The 16620-nt window shown below is 54.0% G+C and carries 10 protein-coding genes; 5 read left to right on the top strand and 5 right to left on the bottom strand.

Annotated features, from left to right (window positions below):
- Window positions 1–381: 381 nt before the first annotated feature.
- Window positions 382–1998, top strand: coding sequence for a methyl-accepting chemotaxis protein (locus tag YERSI8AC_RS07815; RefSeq protein ID WP_009288459.1), 1617 nt, complete (start codon window positions 382–384; stop codon window positions 1996–1998).
- Between the two features lie 433 nt (window positions 1999–2431).
- Here YERSI8AC_RS07815 and YERSI8AC_RS07810 read toward each other — a convergent pair whose 3' ends face one another.
- From YERSI8AC_RS07810 to YERSI8AC_RS07800, 3 genes are all read right to left on the bottom strand, one after another.
- Window positions 2432–3652, bottom strand: a complete 1221-nt coding sequence (locus YERSI8AC_RS07810; protein ID WP_009288458.1) for a hypothetical protein — start codon at window positions 3650–3652, stop codon at window positions 2432–2434.
- A 60-nt stretch (window positions 3653–3712) separates the two neighbouring features.
- The gene (locus tag YERSI8AC_RS07805; RefSeq protein ID WP_159176477.1) at window positions 3713–4630 is read right to left on the bottom strand and encodes an HAD-IIB family hydrolase; all 918 of its coding nucleotides are present in this window, start codon (window positions 4628–4630) and stop codon (window positions 3713–3715) included.
- 650 nt (window positions 4631–5280) lie between these two features.
- A complete protein-coding gene (locus YERSI8AC_RS07800; protein WP_317890272.1) occupies window positions 5281–6291 on the bottom strand; it encodes an OmpA family protein in 1011 nt (336 codons plus the stop codon).
- A 210-nt stretch (window positions 6292–6501) separates the two neighbouring features.
- Here YERSI8AC_RS07800 and YERSI8AC_RS07795 point away from each other — a divergent pair, with 210 nt between their 5' ends.
- The 3 genes from YERSI8AC_RS07795 (at window position 6502) to YERSI8AC_RS07785 (ending at window position 8348) form a co-directional block, all read left to right on the top strand.
- Entirely contained in the window at window positions 6502–7167 is a 666-nt protein-coding gene (locus YERSI8AC_RS07795; RefSeq protein WP_235976189.1) for a hypothetical protein, read from the top strand.
- 64 nt (window positions 7168–7231) lie between these two features.
- Window positions 7232–7762: a FlgO family outer membrane protein gene (locus tag YERSI8AC_RS07790; RefSeq protein ID WP_035538611.1), complete on the top strand. Its 531-nt coding sequence runs from the start codon at window positions 7232–7234 to the stop codon at window positions 7760–7762.
- Window positions 7763–7847: 85 nt separating this feature from the next.
- Window positions 7848–8348 carry a GNAT family N-acetyltransferase gene (locus tag YERSI8AC_RS07785; protein WP_233975341.1) on the top strand — a complete coding sequence of 167 codons (501 nt, stop codon included), beginning with the start codon at window positions 7848–7850 and terminating at the stop codon, window positions 8346–8348.
- Between the two features lie 20 nt (window positions 8349–8368).
- On the opposite strand, the gene YERSI8AC_RS07780 is transcribed toward YERSI8AC_RS07785, so the two are convergent.
- Together YERSI8AC_RS07780 and YERSI8AC_RS07775 are read right to left on the bottom strand one after the other, a co-directional pair.
- Entirely contained in the window at window positions 8369–8689 is a 321-nt protein-coding gene (locus YERSI8AC_RS07780) for a DUF6916 family protein (protein WP_159176475.1), read from the bottom strand.
- Window positions 8690–8752: 63 nt separating this feature from the next.
- Entirely contained in the window at window positions 8753–9298 is a 546-nt protein-coding gene (locus YERSI8AC_RS07775; protein ID WP_159176474.1) for a phage tail protein, read from the bottom strand.
- A 940-nt stretch (window positions 9299–10238) separates the two neighbouring features.
- Here YERSI8AC_RS07775 and YERSI8AC_RS07770 point away from each other — a divergent pair.
- Window positions 10239–16436, top strand: a complete 6198-nt coding sequence (locus YERSI8AC_RS07770; RefSeq protein WP_159176473.1) for a DUF4347 domain-containing protein — start codon at window positions 10239–10241, stop codon at window positions 16434–16436.
- The last annotated feature ends 184 nt before the right edge of the window (window positions 16437–16620 follow it).

The following is a 16620-nucleotide window of genomic DNA, read 5'->3' as shown; positions in this document are numbered from 1 at the left end:
CATTGCGAACGTAGTGAAGCAATCTCGGGGTTACCTGCCACCGCAGATCGAGATTGCCGCGTCGCTGCGCTCCTCGCAATGACGTAGGTGATATCATTGAAATCCTTCACCTGTCATTGCGAACGTAGTGAAGCAATCTCGGGGTTACCTGCCACCGCAGATCGAGATTGCCTCGTCGCTGCGCTCCTCGCAATGACATATGAGTAGGCTCTTCACAATGATCAACTGGGTGTCATTGCGAGCGACGTGAAACACATCTCAGAATATGCTGCCTCGGCAAGCGAAATTGCCGCGGCAGCATTTACTTTAAATTTTGCTAAGGTATTGGTGCCTTAGGCCGATAGGGAACAACGTTGCTTACTTACATCGGCTAGGAAAAAAATGACTCGCTTAACGACGACGCAAAAACTCTGGGGAACGCTGGGTATTATCTGGGTTGCCATGCTACTGCTGGTAGGCTGGTTGGCCTGGGAGAATCGCCAGACGATTGAGAGTGAACGCCGAGACAGTATTCAATACGTGGTGGAAAGCGTACAGAGCCAAATTGAAGCGCTACAAGAGCGGGTAGTTGCTGGAGAGCTCAGCCTTGAAGAAGCTCAACAGCGTGCCATCGACAATATGTCTAGCGTCAGTTTTGGCGGTGGAGAATATATCTTCTCCTTCGATGATGACCTAAAGATCGTTTCCCACCCCAAGCGCCCCCGCGGTGAAGACATGAGCGCTTACCAGGATGCCAGCGGCATGGATCTTTACGCTGCTTTTCGAGAAGCAGCTCAAGCTGGCGGTGGGCACGTTGACTACTACTCCCGTCGTATCACTGGTGATGAGCAGGTACCGAAAATCAGTTACGTGGCCTATCTTCCCGAATGGCAGTGGTCGCTGGCCACGGGTGTTTATGTAGATGATATAAACGAAGCTTTTATTACACGTTTAATTTACTCGGTAATGGTACTGCTGATTATAGGCCTTCCTGTAACGCTGCTAATGGGCTGGGTCATTCGTGATGTTGCTCGCAGGCTGGGGGGCGACCCACGCTATGCAGCTAGCGTAGTACGCCATATTGCTGATGGAGATTTGACCCAAACCACTCAGCTTTCGCCAAAGGATCAGCAGAGCTTACTATTTGATATCAACCGGATGCGTGAAACCCTGGCCAATACCATTGGCGATATTCACCACGGCGCAAACCAGGTTAACAGTGGCGTAGAGCAGATTGTGGGTGTTAATGAAGAGCTTTCCACACGCACCGAAGAGCAGGCAGCGTCGTTGGCCGAAACGGCCTCCAGCATGGAGCAGCTTACCGCCACGGTTAAACAAAATGCCGAACATGCGGATCACGCGCGAACACTTGCCACACGCACCGCTGACAGCGCTCAACGCGGCAGTGACTCAATGTCCACGGTGATCTCCACCATGGCGACGATTAACGAAAGCGCCACCCAAATGAGCAGCATCGTTAACACCATTGACGGCATCGCCTTCCAAACCAATATTTTGGCTCTTAACGCCTCGGTGGAAGCCGCCCGAGCCGGCGAGCAGGGGCGCGGTTTTGCCGTTGTCGCCAATGAAGTTCGCCAACTAGCCAGCCGTTCGGCTGCCGCCGCCCAAGAGATCAAAACGCTGATCGAAGCGTCGGATAGCAAAGTGGTGGAAGGCAGCCGTCAAGTGCATGACACCGGCGATGAGATCAATGGCATGGTCGATGACATTAAACAGCTCAGTACACTGGTTCAGGAAATCTCTGCAGCCACCATTGAGCAGAGCAGCGGCATTGAGCAGGTCAATCAGGCGGTAACGCAGATGGATCAAATGACCCAGCAAAATGCCGGCCTGGTGCAAGAGAGTAACCACGCCACCCAAACGCTCGCACAGCTCAGTGCTCAGCTGCGTCAACTGGTTGCCCACTTCCGCATTAACCAGAGCACGGGACATGCACAAGCAAATTTACCCGCCTCGTCATCGGCTCCGCGTGCAGCCCTCCAGCACAGCGATTTTTGATGTCTTGTCATTGCGAGCGCAGTGAAGCAATCTCGGAGTTACCTGCCATCGCAGATCGAGATTGCCGCGTCGCTGCGCTCCTCGCAATGACATATGAGTAGGCTCCTTGCAATGACAAATGGGTGTCATCGCGAGCGAAGCGTGGCGATCTCGGTGTTGTCATTGGGAACGCAGTGAAGCAATCTCGGGGTTACCTGCCATCGTAGATCGAGATTGCCGCGTCGCTGCGCTCCTCGCAATGACATATGAGTAGGCTCCTTGCAATGACAAATGGGTGTCATCGCGAGCGAAGCGTGGCGATCTCGGTGTTGTCATTGGGAACGCAGTGAAGCAATCTCGAGGTTACCTGCCATCGCAGATCGAGATTGCCGCGTCGCTGCGCTCCTCGCAATGACATATGAGTAGGCTCCTTGCAATGACATATGAATAGGCGCTAAACCTTACCTTGGTTATCCAGCTCTACCGCTTCGTGCATACGCGTGAGCAGATCTGGCACCGCGGCCTGAACACGGTTCCAGCTGGGGATAAAGGGTCGCTCACGTGGGTTATCCATAAAAAGATTGCCCGCTTCGAGCAGGTTACTGGCAAACAGCTCCACGGCCTGCTCTTCGCTGTGGCGATCAAGGCTTAGGCCGTTCATCGTCGCATCGTGGTCGTAGGCTTCGATCAAATCCAGCGCAAAGCGGTAGTAGGTAGCTTTAAGCGTGCGGAAGTCTTCGCTGCTAAAGGTAACCCCCTGGGTGGCTAGTTTGCGATAGAGCGCTTTTGAAATATCCAGGCTCATGCGGTTTAAGCCGCTATCAGGATCATCTTCGCTAACCGGCTGATGCTTGTGGTCGTAGGCATCGGCAATATCTACCTGGCAGAGCTGGCGCAGGGAGTAGTTGCGTTGTAACTCCGACAAAACGCCAATTTCCAGCCCCCAATCCGCAGGCATACGAATCCCCTCAAGCACTTCGCTGCGCATCGCAAACTCACCTGACAGTGGGTAGCGAAAGCTATCCAGGTAATCAAGGTAGGGCATCGGCCCACAGACAGTTTTAAGCGCCCGCAGCAGCGGTGTGACTAACAGCCGTGAGACGCGCCCATTCAGTTTACCCTCGGCAATACGGGGGTAATAACCTTTGCAGAAGCTGTAATTGAAATTGGGGTGCGCCACCGGATACATCAAGCGCGCAAGCAGCCCACGCTCATAGGTCAAAATATCGCAGTCGTGAAGCCCTACCACCGTCGAGCGCCCTGACGACAGCATATAGCCTGCGCAATACCATACATTGCGCCCTTTCCCAGGCTCTAAAGCGCCTAAACCGTGCTCTTCCAGCTCCGCATCCAGGGCGCGCAGCCGTGGGCCATCGTTCCATAAGATGCGCGTGTGTTGCGGCAGGCGTGAGAAAAACTCCCGAGCATATAAAAATTGCTCGCGATCGGCTCTATCCAGACCAATGACAATCTCGTTGAGATAAGGGACTTTAACCAGCTCATCGACGATCGCCGACAGCGCTGGCCCTTCCAGCTCCGAAAACAGCGACGGTAGAATCAGCCCCATTGGACGTCGTCGAGCAAACTGGCACAGCTCTTGTTCAAGCGCCTCCACCGAGCGCCGGGTAAGGTTGTGAAAGTCGGTAATAATTCCGTTTTGATGAAAGTCACTCATTCACTTACCTCCCTGGATTCATAGAACTGGGGTCAAAGTACTGGACTCAAAGAACTGTACTCAAAGGACAGCGGCATCGCCCTTTTCCGCCGTCGCTAAACGGCGGTCATCTCGCCCCCACCAGTAGGCCACTCCCTCAGCCCAGCCGGTTGGCCCTGTGGCATACGTGCGATAGAGCGAAGCATTGCGGGGTTCTACGGCTAAGTCGTGACAACCTCGTATCACGACCGCTTGATCCACTGCTTCGAGCATGGTGATATCGTTTGGCCCATCTCCCAAACCCAATGAAAGAGGCATTCGCCCTCTTAATGCCGTGAAGCGTTTAACCAGCCACTCGACGGCATTGCCCTTATCGGCGGAGCGCCCCATTACATGCCAAAAGCGTCCACCTTGAGTAAGCTGTAAGCCATCCCCCTCTAAAGCGGCGCGAAACGTCTCAAGGGCCGCGGCCGAGTCTTCCCACAACAACGGTTCGCTACCTTCCCGCTGCCGAGCATCCCGGGCGCGAACTGCGTCGAGCTCGGTAAGCTCCATCACCTCAGCTACGCTCATCTCTCCCATGCGGGTAAAGCGAATATCCAAGCGTTCACGCCACACCTTTAATCGGGCACGTATAAAGCCAATATCCACACCAGGATGTTTGATAACAACACCATCACGGCCACTGCCTGGACGGTCTAAGCGTGCATGACACCAGCCAGGGGGGAGACCAATAACCGCACCATTTTCAGCAATAAATGGGGTTGCCGTGAGGCCCAGCGCTTCGCGCAGCGGTATCAGTTCGGCATGGGTTTTACTGGTCACCGGAACCACCGGCACCCCCATTTGCTTTAAGCGGGCAAGCCAGGGAGCAGCAGGGCTGAAGTCATAACTGTGATGGTCGAGCAGTGAGCCATCTAAATCGGTCAAGACAAGCCGCGGCTGCAGAGCCGGATCAACCGAAGGGGTTGACGCTGAAAGACGAGCGGGTTCAGGCATAGCACTACCTCTCTTCGGCCTTAACGCTTCGTTAAGACGTCGTGTCTAGAACGCCTAAATAGCTATGGCCAGCTATTAACTACTATGACCAGCTATTAATTGCTACGTAAAGCATAGCAATTAATAAGCCAAAACAGAGAAGTGTCTATTCAACAGAGGGTTACGTGGCATTTGACGGGATAAATAAATCAGAGTACTTGCAAGCACCAAAAAGAGGCAGTTAAAACGCACCACAAAAGTGCATGAAGCAGATCGGTGCGCTTTGTACAGCCCCTTTCAGAATAAGCATTAGCGATAACTAAGATGATAAAAAGTAAAAAAAGCTTTACCGCACTTGGCAACGCTTAATAAATAGCTATACTGACATTGTACCCACTGGCAATCCTGTACACCCCTCACCTGATGCCAGTGGACTGCAGTGAGCCAAGCCCTTTAATGCCCGCCTCCCCCGGCGGGCTTTTTTCTATGTCATTGCCCCTCTTATGTCATCGCGAGCGAAGCGTGGCGATCATGTTGCCGTCATTGCAAACATAGAGAAGCAATCTCGGGGTTAGCTATCACTGACAAATCAGATTGCCGCGTCGCTGCGCTTCTCGCAATGACATTTTCCTTATAGCTGAGCAGCTATTTACTCCTCTATTAACTGCCCCTTACTCCACATGAATCACCACCTCAACCCGCCGATTACGTGCACGCCCTTCCGCGGTGGCGTTGCTCTCTAGCGGTTTTGTTGCTGCCAAGCCGACTGCGCGAAGGCGTTCAGCATCCACGCCCGCCGCTTCCAGCGCTTCCACAATGGCAATGGCACGAGCACTCGACAGCGCCCAGTTAGATGAGAACTCCTCGGTGCTAATGGTCTGGCTATCCGAATGGCCCTCCACCCACACTTCGCCATCGTAGCGCTGAATAGTCTCGAGCAAACTGCTCACTAGTGACGACCCATCGTTGGTTAGCTCAGCCGTGGCAGAGGGAAACAGCAGTTGATCCTGTACACGCAGGCTAATCCCCTCAGCCACCCGCGATACTTCAACACCCTCCAGGTCGGGCAAATAGGTAGACTCTTCAACGCGTTCCGAAAGCGCCTGATTTAGCGCAGTCGCCCCCGCTACTGACTCATCGCTCACCACTTGTACATTTGCCGGGGGGTGGTCGGTTAACACCACCATGTAGTCAGCTAAGGGCGATGTAAAATCATCGCTGCCCGCGGGCATCAGTAGTTTTGGTAAGGAAATAACCGGCTCAGCAGGCGGCAATGGTGCTGCCAAAAGCGGTGGAACACCGAAGCTGACTCGTCGAGGAAGATCGGCCAGCTTGGGCAGCCCTGCCACGCCAAGTGCCGCACTAATCGCCATGGGGTTCAATCCTGCACTGCTCCACCGGGCGACACTCTCACGCTCATGGCTTACCTGGGCCAATGCTTCAGGCAGGGGGACTCCCAAAGTAGGCGAGGATGTGCCCGCGTCCTCGCTCACACTATCCTTCTGGTTCAATTGAGGAATAACCGGCCCTGCAGCGGCGATAATGACCACGAACAGAGCCACCAACAAGGTCATGATATCGAGATAACTGATCATCCAACCGCTACCGCTATCACTTTCATGATAGGCCGACATCAGCGAATCATGGCGCGGACCGCCGCGGTGATCTTCAAGCATTGGCATTATCGCTCATTCAAGTTTTTAACCTCGTGGCCGATCTTGCTAGGTATGATGAATTAGATACGTCGAATTAGGCATGGCAAACTAAGCAAAGCACATAGTCTATCAAAAGCCGTTTTGTAGCGAAAAAGGAACCAGCAGGTGCGCACCCGTCCCCGATTATTTCCATTACCCTATTTCATACGTCCTGTTAGTTTGGGGCTGGCAAGCTTAATGCTTAGCGGCTGCTTTTATGCCAACACATCTCAAGCGCCGATCGCCACTACCTACCCCTATACCGAACAGCAACGTATGCAGGCAGCTCACCACTGGGATGTGCTGGCCCGCCATGAAGCTACCAGCATTTTACAACGCGAGCGCGTTCGCAATCGCGATTTACACATCAGCGAGTCAGACAGTGAAGCACTGCACGCCTACAGTGGCGGTGAATTTGGGCGTGGCTTTCGCGCACTGCTGACCAGCGAACTGGTGTCACGGGGCGCTAACCTTACCACCGTCCCCACTGCAAACAGCGCCAATATCACTATCGACGTCGAAGTTGTCGAGCACCGTGACCGCGGCTTTATCCGCCCACCGGTTGGCGCTTTTACCGCACTCACCGCGGGCATTGCGGTAGCCACGATTCCGTTTAATCAGTGGAGCGAACCTGCGCTGGGATTAATCCCCGCCGGCATGCTTGCCGATACCACCAGCGGTAGTTGGACATACACCGGTGACGAAGAGATCATCGTGACCACGCAAATTATCGACGGCGAACGAATTCTCTACTCTTCGTCCAACATTTACTACATCAATGCCGGTGACCGTCGTCAATATGCCCCCCATCGCGTGCCTCAGGCACCTACCACACCCTCCGTTTCCCTTACTGATACGTGGTAATTTCATGCTGATGACACTTTTCACTACTTGGCGCGCTCGCTCTATCGGCCATGCTACCCGTGGGATGACCATGGGCATAACGCTACTGTTACTGGCTGGTTGCAGCGCGCTGGGCAATGCTAACAATACGCCCGCCGAACCGGAACCCGATCTCTCTGAATTGGTTCATGCCGCTGCCGAGCAGATGGTTGCCAGCAATCCAGAGCTCACGCGCTATAGCCCCATGATTGCTGCCACTTTTGTGAGCATCGACAATCTAAGCCAGTCGTCTACGCTTGGGCGTATTAGCTCTGAAATTATGGCCTCCGCACTGGCCCGTCAGGGTATGCAGGTACGCGAAGTCAAAATGCGCGACAGCATGTTTATCGAAGAGAGCGTGGGGGAATTGATTCTATCACGGCAAGTTCAGCGCCTAACCGCTCAGCACAACGCCCGTTCAATTTTAATGGGCACCTATGCACAGGGCCAGGACTACGTCTATGTAAGTGCTCGGGTCGTGCGAGCAGGTGATGCCATGGTACTCGGCAGCGCCGATTTTCGCTTACCGCTCAATAACAACACCCGAAGCTTGTTAGAGGGCCAAGGGGGTTGGTGAGCACTCACGATTTTTGGCAAGCTCACGTTTATCTTGTAGTGGTGGGCGATTCAATCAACTTATACCCTTGGGCAATGGCAAACGAATGGCAGGTATTGGCGGGCACTTAAACGATGGGTTGCAACTTCGGCCCTCTAGAGATTCAGATCATCTTTTTCTTGAAGCGCTTTATCGAGATATCCGGCAAGACCTGCAACTAGCGCTGGCTGATCAAGACATGATTGAGGCGCTGCTTGAGATGCAGGTTAAGGCCCAGGCAATCGGTTATGGAACTGCCTACCCCAATGCCTTGTATTATATCGTCGAGAAACAGGGTGAGCGGATCGGCCGTGTGACGGTGGATTTCGGTGCTAATGAAGTGCATATTCTCGACCTCGCGCTGATCAAGGGGGCACGTAACAAGGGTTATGGGGCTGTTGTTCTTAGGGCAGTCCAGTCAGCAGGGGCTCAAGTTATGAGCCCCGTTTCCCTTTCCGTCGATCCATTTAATGTGTATGCCAAACAGCTTTACCAGCAGCTAGGGTTCCGTTTTGAAGGATTAATAGGGGCAGTAGAGCGCTGGGTCTGGTATCCGCAAACGCCCTAGTCAACTATTAGTTAAAAATATTAGTTAAAAACCAGTTGATACCAGGGTCGTGGGTCGCTACCCATTGGGGGTAACACACGGTTAATGTAGACGCCTTCTAGCGTTGCTCCGTCGCCTAAGCGCAAGACCCCGGTGGCGCTGGTAAAACCAACCTCATCTTGTTGCCCAGACAGAAGAACACCGAAAGGCTCCCGCGCTTCGCCTGCCCCAGGCACTTGGCAGTCGGGGCGGCTTGTTATTTGCTCGACCGTTAACTTCACCGAAAGCGCAGAGGTCGCCTCAAAGGTACACTCTTTTCCCTGTAGCGGCTGAAAGTCCGCCGCCGTAATGGTGCCTAACATTGTGACTCCTACGATAAGAGGCCGAACCTCCAAACGTTCGGCCACCATCACTTGTTGCCCTACCTATTGGCGGGATGGATAGATACCCTGCAATGCAATACTGAAGTTCAGGGCGAGATAAGGGTTCATAACGTTAAACGGTTGGCTCCCTCCGGTAATGCCCGTTTGGCCATTACCTAATTCAACCGTGCCAGAGGGGGTGCCACGATAGTAATTACGAACCGGGTCATTGAGATTAACTTTACCGCTGGCTAGATAATCCCCTGTGGCAGGCGTGTCTTCATTGGCGGCATCAGGTGTGGTCATTGCCCCAGCGGCATGGGTATGTTGAGGCATCTGATTGATAGTCAGTGTGCGGTTTTCCGCTCCAGCCTGCTCACCGATAGTGACATTTGGCATGCCCGCTACCTGACCTTGCCCTCTGGGCATTCGCCCTCTCAGATCTGGCAGGTTAAAGGTGGTTTGACCATTGCCGCCATAAGCAACGCCAAGCAAAGAGTATAGGGCAGTATACTGTGCAATCGATAGCTGGGCTCCATCGCACAGAGCCCAGTCCACCGGTGCCCATGCAAAGCCTAACATTTTGATTTCCCCAATAAATGGATCCATAAAGCACTCCTTGTTACTGTTGTAATACAAATGCCTTTAATAAGGCGTCGCTTAATGCTTGCGCTGGCTAACATTGTCCACTCGCTACTAGGTCACTAACTGCTGCGCGTTAGTAGTGGGCAACCCTGCTGCACGCTCTAGCACCATAGCCTCATTGAACCTAGCAGTAAAATCTTGCATACACTTAGGCCAATGACCATAATATTAATACTTATTTGGCAATTTTCTCAATAAACTGCAATTTACTGCTTAAACTGTTTTTCCGTAGTAAGAAACCTAAAAACTGTATAAGTAGTGAGTAGTGAGTAGTGAGAAAATCTAAATAAGCATAAGCTAAACAAAAAAATTAAATAAAAATTTAGGACACTTTACAAAACAAAGCAGCGGAGCCCTTTGGTGTAGCGAAGAGCGCGATCACGTGTTTCTGAACGCGGGAAGAAGGGCCTAATCGAGCGGCCAGATCATCCAGCAGTGTTGAAATAGGGAAAACCAATGTATGCATCTTTCACCCTGTGAGCATCGTTATATCAATCACAGACAGTGTCGCTTCCTCAGTGACGGCTGTCATACTCAGCATTTCAGCTTAGATGCCGCAGAATCACAGTATCAGTTGGGTATCACCGAAATCACTAGAACGGCCACCCATAGCACAACGGATCACTTCAGTATCAGCTTCTCGCAACCCCTTGTCAGCGACGTGCTTTCGAAAGATCCTGGAGCAAAGGGCTTCACGAGGAGCGTTTAGATAGGTATTACAGCGCTTCGGATCGCTATCATTGGCGGCGGCGTCTCAGATCTGCCACCAGCCTACTACCGGGTCGACGCCGTATAAAAAAGCCGTCTAGAAAAGCGATATAAAAAAGACATAGAACAAAGACTTAGAAAAAACCTACACAACCATATAACCAAATCTCTACACAACTTAAAGAGTGTACTCTTTATGAATACTCCCACCCGCCAAACGTCCCCAAGCCAATCGACTGGTCGTAACGAAGTCATCTTCGTCGACCCCCGAGTTGACGATTATCAAGCACTGCTTAACGGCGTGGCCGACGATACCGTGGTCATACTGTTAGACCCTAACACCAGCGGCGTTGAACAAATCGCCCAGGCGTTAGCACAGCGCGGCGAATTTGACGCTATCCACTTGGTTTCCCACGGCAGTGAAGGGCGCCTAGCGCTTGGTAACAGCACGCTTGATAGCGAGACTCTGCCGGGTTATACCAGCTTCCTGGAACAATGGGGCGAAGCATTGGGGCCAAACGGCGACATCCTTATTTACGGCTGTGATGTTGGCGCGGGCGAGCAGGGACTGCGGTTTGTGGAAGCGCTAGCACGGGTAACCGGGGCGGATGTGGCCGCCTCCGATGACTTAACCGGTGCGAACAGCCTTGGCGGCAACTGGGTGTTAGAGCAGCAGTATGGTCAAGTAGAAACCAGCAGTTTAATAGGTATTGAGCAGCAGAGCACTTGGCAAGGGCTGCTGGCGGCAGAATCTGTATTTAATTGGGATTCAGGTAACGCCATTGATAACGGACTAACTGTCAGCGAACAAGTTAACGGGGTTACCTTGACAATATCGGCGTCTAATGGCGCCGATTTGGGTCTGCAAAATGTAGGCTCCATGTATAATTTGGAAGGCTTTGCCGCTTATGTAGAGACTAACTACAGCACTGCAGGAACCACATATACTTTTACATTCGATCAAGTTGTTGATATGGGAACGATCGAACTCCTGACAACTTCTGGCGAAACTCAGGCTACGTTCAGCGCCAGCGGTCATACGGATATACCCAGCGGCCCCATTGCTAATCTAAACGACGCCAGTGTCGTTGACTTAAGCAGCTTTACTGGCATCATATCGTTTACTATGGCACCAGTTGACCCTGAGCAGTTTTATTTTGACGACATCAGTTTTACTAGTGCAAACAACTCGCCAGTGTTCACTACCATCAACGACGGCAATATCGATGAAACCGCCATCAGTGGCACAGTGGTGCTGGTGGATAGCGATATAGAAGCGAACGATGGCGACGGTGGCGGAATTGATTCGGTCACTTATTCGATTGTCGGTGGTACAGGGGAAGACTACTTTGATATCAATGCTTCCAACGGCGAAGTCACATTAAATGCAGCGGGTGAAGCAGCGCTCGACTATGAAACCACCGCAAGCTACACCCTGACTATCCAGGCCGATGACGGCGAAAGTAGCAACAACACCGCGACCCAAGACATCACTATTTCGGTCAACGATATTGCCCCGGCCATCACCGTCGGCCAATCCTTTAGCGTTAACGAGAGCGATACCAACAGCACTTCCCTGGGCACGGTCGCCACTACCGGTGACGATAACTCGGTGAGCTACTCCATCGAGTCCGGCAACACTGGCAACGCCTTCACGATCGATGGCGCCACGGGCGAGATCACCCTGAGCGATACCAGCCAGCTCGATGCCAGTGCGACCGGCAGCTATACGCTCAGCGTACAAGCCACCGATGGCAATACCGCATCAACGCAAGATGTCACCATCAATGTCACCGACGATGTGGCTCCCAGCGTTACCAGTATTGCCCCCAGCGGTTCACCCGATGCCAATGCTGCATCCGCCGATTACACCGTTACCTTTAGCGAAAGCGTCAGCAATGTCTCTGCCGATGATTTCACCCTTACCTCCACCGGCACCGCCTCGGGCACGATTAGTGCGGTTGCTGGCAGCGGTGACAGCTATACGGTCAGTGTTACCGGTATTAGCGGTGAAGGTGACCTGCGCCTGGATCTTAACAGTGGCACCGATATCGATGATGTGGCCACCAATGCCCCGGCAGGCTACACCAGCGGTACGGCTCACAGCGTTGATCGGGTCAAGCCGAGCGTCACCAACGTCACCTCACCGACGGCCGACGGGACGTATAACGCGGGTGACACCGTTGATATTACGCTGACCTTTAGTGAAGTTGTGACCGTCACCGGGACGCCGCAGCTAACGCTGGAAACCGGGGCAACTGACCGAGTCATTGACTATACGGCGGGCTCCGGGACTAACACGCTGACGTTTGCATATACCGTTCAGGCGGGTGATGAGTCCACTGATCTGGCGCTGGCGGGTAGTGAGATCATGCTCAATGGCGGCTCTATAAAGGACTCGGCAGGTAACGACACGGTGTTGGCCCTGCCCGCCTCAGGCGATGCTAACTCTTTGAGTAGCAATAAAGATATTGTGATCGATGCCATCGCCCCTAGCGTTACGAGTATTGCGCCCAGTGGTTCGCCTGCAGCCAATGCTGCCTCAGTGGATTACACCGTTACCTTTAGCGAAGACGTCGACGATGTTTCTACCGATGACTTCCTACTCAACACCACCGGCAGCGCGTCGGGTAATATCGCCTCCATTTCAGGCTCCGGCAGTAGCTACACCGTCACTGTGGATACCATTACCGGCGAAGGCGACTTGCGCCTTGACCTGAACGACGGCACCGACATCAATGATGGTGCAGGCAATGCCTCGGAGGGCTTCTCGAGCGGCACTGCACATACCGTTGACGTGGTGAACCCGAGTGTAACCCATATCACCTCGACGAATGCCGACGGTACTTATAAAGCGGGCGACACCGTTAACATCACCCTAGCGTTCAGCGAAGCCGTGACGGTCAACGGTACACCGCAGTTGACGCTGGAAACCGGGGCAACGGATCGCACCATCGATTACGTGGCTGGCTCAGGTACCGACGAGCTGACGTTTGCGTATACCGTCCAGGCGGGGGATGAGTCCAGTGATCTGGCGCTGACCAACGCTGGAATCATCCTCAATGGCGGCTCCATTCGCGATGCAGCAGGCAACGACAGCGAACTCACCCTGCCTACACCGGGGACTGCCCACTCGCTCAGCGCCAACAAAGACATTGTCATTGATGCCGTAGCGCCCGTCATCACCAGCGTTTCTATACCGAATAGCAGTCATAAAATCGGCGATACCGTGACCGTCGCTATTACCGCGGGAGAGGCAGGCTTGTCGCTGGACGCCGGCACGGTAAACGGGGTAACGGTCGCCGGTTTTACCGATCAGGGCGGCGGCAACTATACCGCCACTTACACGGTACAGGAGGGGGATACATCCCGCGCCCCAGGCGACGATATTCCCGTTAACTTTGTGCTGTCCGATGCGGCAGGCAATAGCTCTAGTACTTACACTACTGCTATCAGCCAGAGTGCTGATGTCATCGACGCGGCTCGCCCCACTCTGGATGGCGCTATTGTACCGTCGCTCACCACCATCACTGATGATCAAATAGGCAGCGGTCGTTTTACCCTGACGCTGAACTTCAACGAAGCGATGGATACGGGCGTTGATCCGACGATCGACTTCCCAGCAGAAGACCCCACCAACACCCTGACGTTTAACGCGGGCAATTGGGAGAATGCCACCACCTATACCGCCACCTTTGACACCGCTGATGCCAATGAAGTGATCAATGACGTGGATGTGCGAGTCAGCAATGCTCAGGATGCGGCGGGCAATACGCTTGCCGCCGTAACGCAAAACGACCTCTTCAGCGTGGTTACCGCCACTAGCCCGGCGATTCAGGCGATTACCTCGCCCACCGCCGATGGCACCTTTGCGGTGGGCAGCAGCATTGATATCACCGTGACGTTCGATAAAGCGGTCGACTTTACTGCCAACGGCGGTGCACTAACGGCTACACTCAACACCGGCGCCACGATCCTTCTCACCAATAGCGACGCCGCTAACCAAACGCAGTTTAGTGGCCGTTATACGGTGCAAGAGGGTGAGACGGACACTACGGGGCTTAACGTCGACTCGCTAACCCTGACCGGCGGTGCCACGCTGGTCGCCCACGATAACGGCATTGCGGCGGACCTTGCTACGCTGCCCAGTGGGCAAAACCTTGCCGACAATACGGATTTGTCGATTGATGCCAATTCGCCTGCTGCTTCAGCGCCCACGCTCGCGGCGGATTCCGATAGCGGCGTGAGCGCTAGCGATAATCTCACCAACCACACAACGCCCACTCTCACCGGAGCCGGAGCCGAGGCAGGCGCTACCGTGACGGTTCGGGTCGATGGCATCAGCGTGGGTAGCGCCACCGCCAATGGCAGCGGTGACTGGGCCTTCACCTTGGCCGAAGGCGACCTAAGCGAAGGCCTCAACACGATCGATACGCTGGTTGGCGATAGCGCAGGTAATACCAGCAGCGCATCGGCGGATCTTGCTCTGATCCTGGATACCACCGCGCCCACGGCCAATAATGATACGACTGCCACAGTACGCGAAGATGCGGGGGAGACCCTGCTGACCAACGTTAACGGATCAGGCGATAAGCTAACCGATAACGACACAGGCGCAGACGACACGGCCCCTATCACCGCTGTGAATGACCGTGCCGATGCCCTGGGCAGCGCGGTGGCGGGCAGCAACGGCGGGCGCTTTATTATCGAAGCCGATGGCACGGCTAGCTTCGACCCCAATGGTGAGTTTGAAGCCCTTGCCCACGGTGACACGCTTACCACCGATGTCACCGTCGACATTCAAGACACCGCAGGCAATACCAGCACGTCCACCCTTAGCGTGACAGTGGAAGGCATCAATAATGCACCTACCATCGCCACCAACGCAGGCCCCAGCGTAAAAGCCGGCCGTAGCGTCACATTAACGACGGCCAACCTGAATGAAGGCGATCCGGATGATGCTGGCGATGAGCTCACTTATACACTGAACACCCTGCCAACGTCCGGTACGTTATTGCTCGATGGTACCGCCTTAGCCGCAGGCGAGACGTTTACCCAACAAGACATCGACAATGGCTTGGTGACATTTACCGCGGGCAGCAGTGCGGGCAATGCCAGCTTTGACTTTACCCTGGCTGATGGTGGCGAGGATGGTGTGGAAAGGGTCTCTGGAACTGTGACCTTTACGGTGGAAGCAGCACCGGAGCCGGAGCCAGAACCTGAGCCTGAACCTGAACCAGAACCTGAGCCTGAACCAGAACCTGAGCCTGAACCAGAACCTGAGCCAGAGCCTGAACCAGAACCAGAACCTGAGCCAGAGCCTGAACCAGAACCCGAGCCAGAACCTGAACCCGAGCCAGAACCTGAACCTGAACCCGAGCCTGAACCCGAGCCTGAGCCTGAGCCTGAACCCGAGCCAGAGCCTGAACCCGAGCCAATTGAGCTCGCCAACTTTGTTGATATATTCACTGAAAAGGGATGGGAATTGCCATCTGAGCTCTTGGAACAGCTGCGTAATACCGCCACCTTTGTGCGTTACCCTGAGTTCGATACGGTGCTGACACCCATTATCCGTTTATACAACGGGATTCTTGATCGTGTTGCTGAGCGGGAAGGCTTGGAGTACTGGGTGACGCAGCAAAACACCGAAGGCAGCTTCAACGCTATTGTTCAGGATTTTATGTTAGCGGAAGAGACGGTCGCCGCATTGCAAGGCATGGGCAGCGATAATGCCACCTTTGTGGAGACGCTGTATCAAGCCGCGCTAGGCCGCGAGGCGGATGAAAGCGGCCGCGATTACTGGTTAGACGTCTTGGTGGACAGTAACGGGGATCGTAGCGAGGTCGCCCGTTGGTTTGTTCAATCACAGGAGTACATCAACGCCAATATCCCCCTCGTGAACGGCAATAAGCTGCTGGCCTGGGGCGTGAACCTTGAGCAAATGGAAATGCGCTCACTGGGGTTTGATACCGGTGTATCAGCAGAGCAAGACCCGCTGGCCGAGACGTTGGTACGCCTCTATACCGGCTTAGTCGGCGAAGCACCCGATGAAGCAGCGTTTGATGAATGGCTGGAGAGTGACCAAGCGCCAGAAGCAGTAGCGGCCAGCCTGCTGGAAAGCGAAGACTTGCTAACCACCGGCGAGCCGCTCGATGTTGAGGCCTTCATCGATACGCTTTATGAGCGGGTACTCAATCGCTCACCGGACACCGCTGGCGAGCAGTATTGGCAAGAGGTACTGCAAAACGGAGAGGCCACGCTGGTTGAAATGGTGCTGGCGTTTACGGACTCCGACGAACACCAACAGCTCAGCCGTCCAGACGTGGATAATTATCTGGACCCAGCCAACCTGATAGGCGTTGAAACGGACCTTGAGTCCTACCTGTTCGGCTAGGGTCATGGACTAACCCCACGGCACCGCCACTAAGTGGCGGTGCCGATTTTCTGTTGTTGCTCAATACCCCCTGTTTGTTAAAGAGCTAAGGGGCTTGGAGAGGTAATAAAAAAGCTTCCCCTACTCAAACTCAGAGCTTATGGGGAAGCTTTTTTGATACTCAATCCTAATGGGCTACAAGTCT

Origin of the sequence: Halomonas sp. 113, from assembly GCF_904067645.1 — a bacterium.
Classification (GTDB): Bacteria; Pseudomonadota; Gammaproteobacteria; order Pseudomonadales; family Halomonadaceae; genus Vreelandella; species Vreelandella titanicae.
Note: the sequence above shows the minus strand (reverse complement) of the source record. Positions and strands in the feature narration are given on the sequence as shown.

What these genes read in the sequence shown, in the direction of transcription:
- YERSI8AC_RS07785 (WP_233975341.1), top strand. Translation starts at nt 7,848, where the DNA reads ATGGCAGGTATTGGCGGGCACTTAAACGATGGGTTGCAACTTCGGCCC.
- YERSI8AC_RS07810 (WP_009288458.1), bottom strand. Translation starts at nt 3,652, where the DNA reads ATGAGTGACTTTCATCAAAACGGAATTATTACCGACTTTCACAACCTT.
- YERSI8AC_RS07795 (WP_235976189.1), top strand. Translation starts at nt 6,502, where the DNA reads ATGCTTAGCGGCTGCTTTTATGCCAACACATCTCAAGCGCCGATCGCC.
- YERSI8AC_RS07805 (WP_159176477.1), bottom strand. Translation starts at nt 4,630, where the DNA reads ATGCCTGAACCCGCTCGTCTTTCAGCGTCAACCCCTTCGGTTGATCCG.
- YERSI8AC_RS07800 (WP_317890272.1), bottom strand. Translation starts at nt 6,291, where the DNA reads ATGCCAATGCTTGAAGATCACCGCGGCGGTCCGCGCCATGATTCGCTG.
- YERSI8AC_RS07770 (WP_159176473.1), top strand. Translation starts at nt 10,239, where the DNA reads ATGAATACTCCCACCCGCCAAACGTCCCCAAGCCAATCGACTGGTCGT.
- YERSI8AC_RS07790 (WP_035538611.1), top strand. Translation starts at nt 7,232, where the DNA reads ATGACCATGGGCATAACGCTACTGTTACTGGCTGGTTGCAGCGCGCTG.
- YERSI8AC_RS07775 (WP_159176474.1), bottom strand. Translation starts at nt 9,298, where the DNA reads ATGGATCCATTTATTGGGGAAATCAAAATGTTAGGCTTTGCATGGGCA.
- YERSI8AC_RS07780 (WP_159176475.1), bottom strand. Translation starts at nt 8,689, where the DNA reads ATGTTAGGCACCATTACGGCGGCGGACTTTCAGCCGCTACAGGGAAAA.
- YERSI8AC_RS07815 (WP_009288459.1), top strand. Translation starts at nt 382, where the DNA reads ATGACTCGCTTAACGACGACGCAAAAACTCTGGGGAACGCTGGGTATT.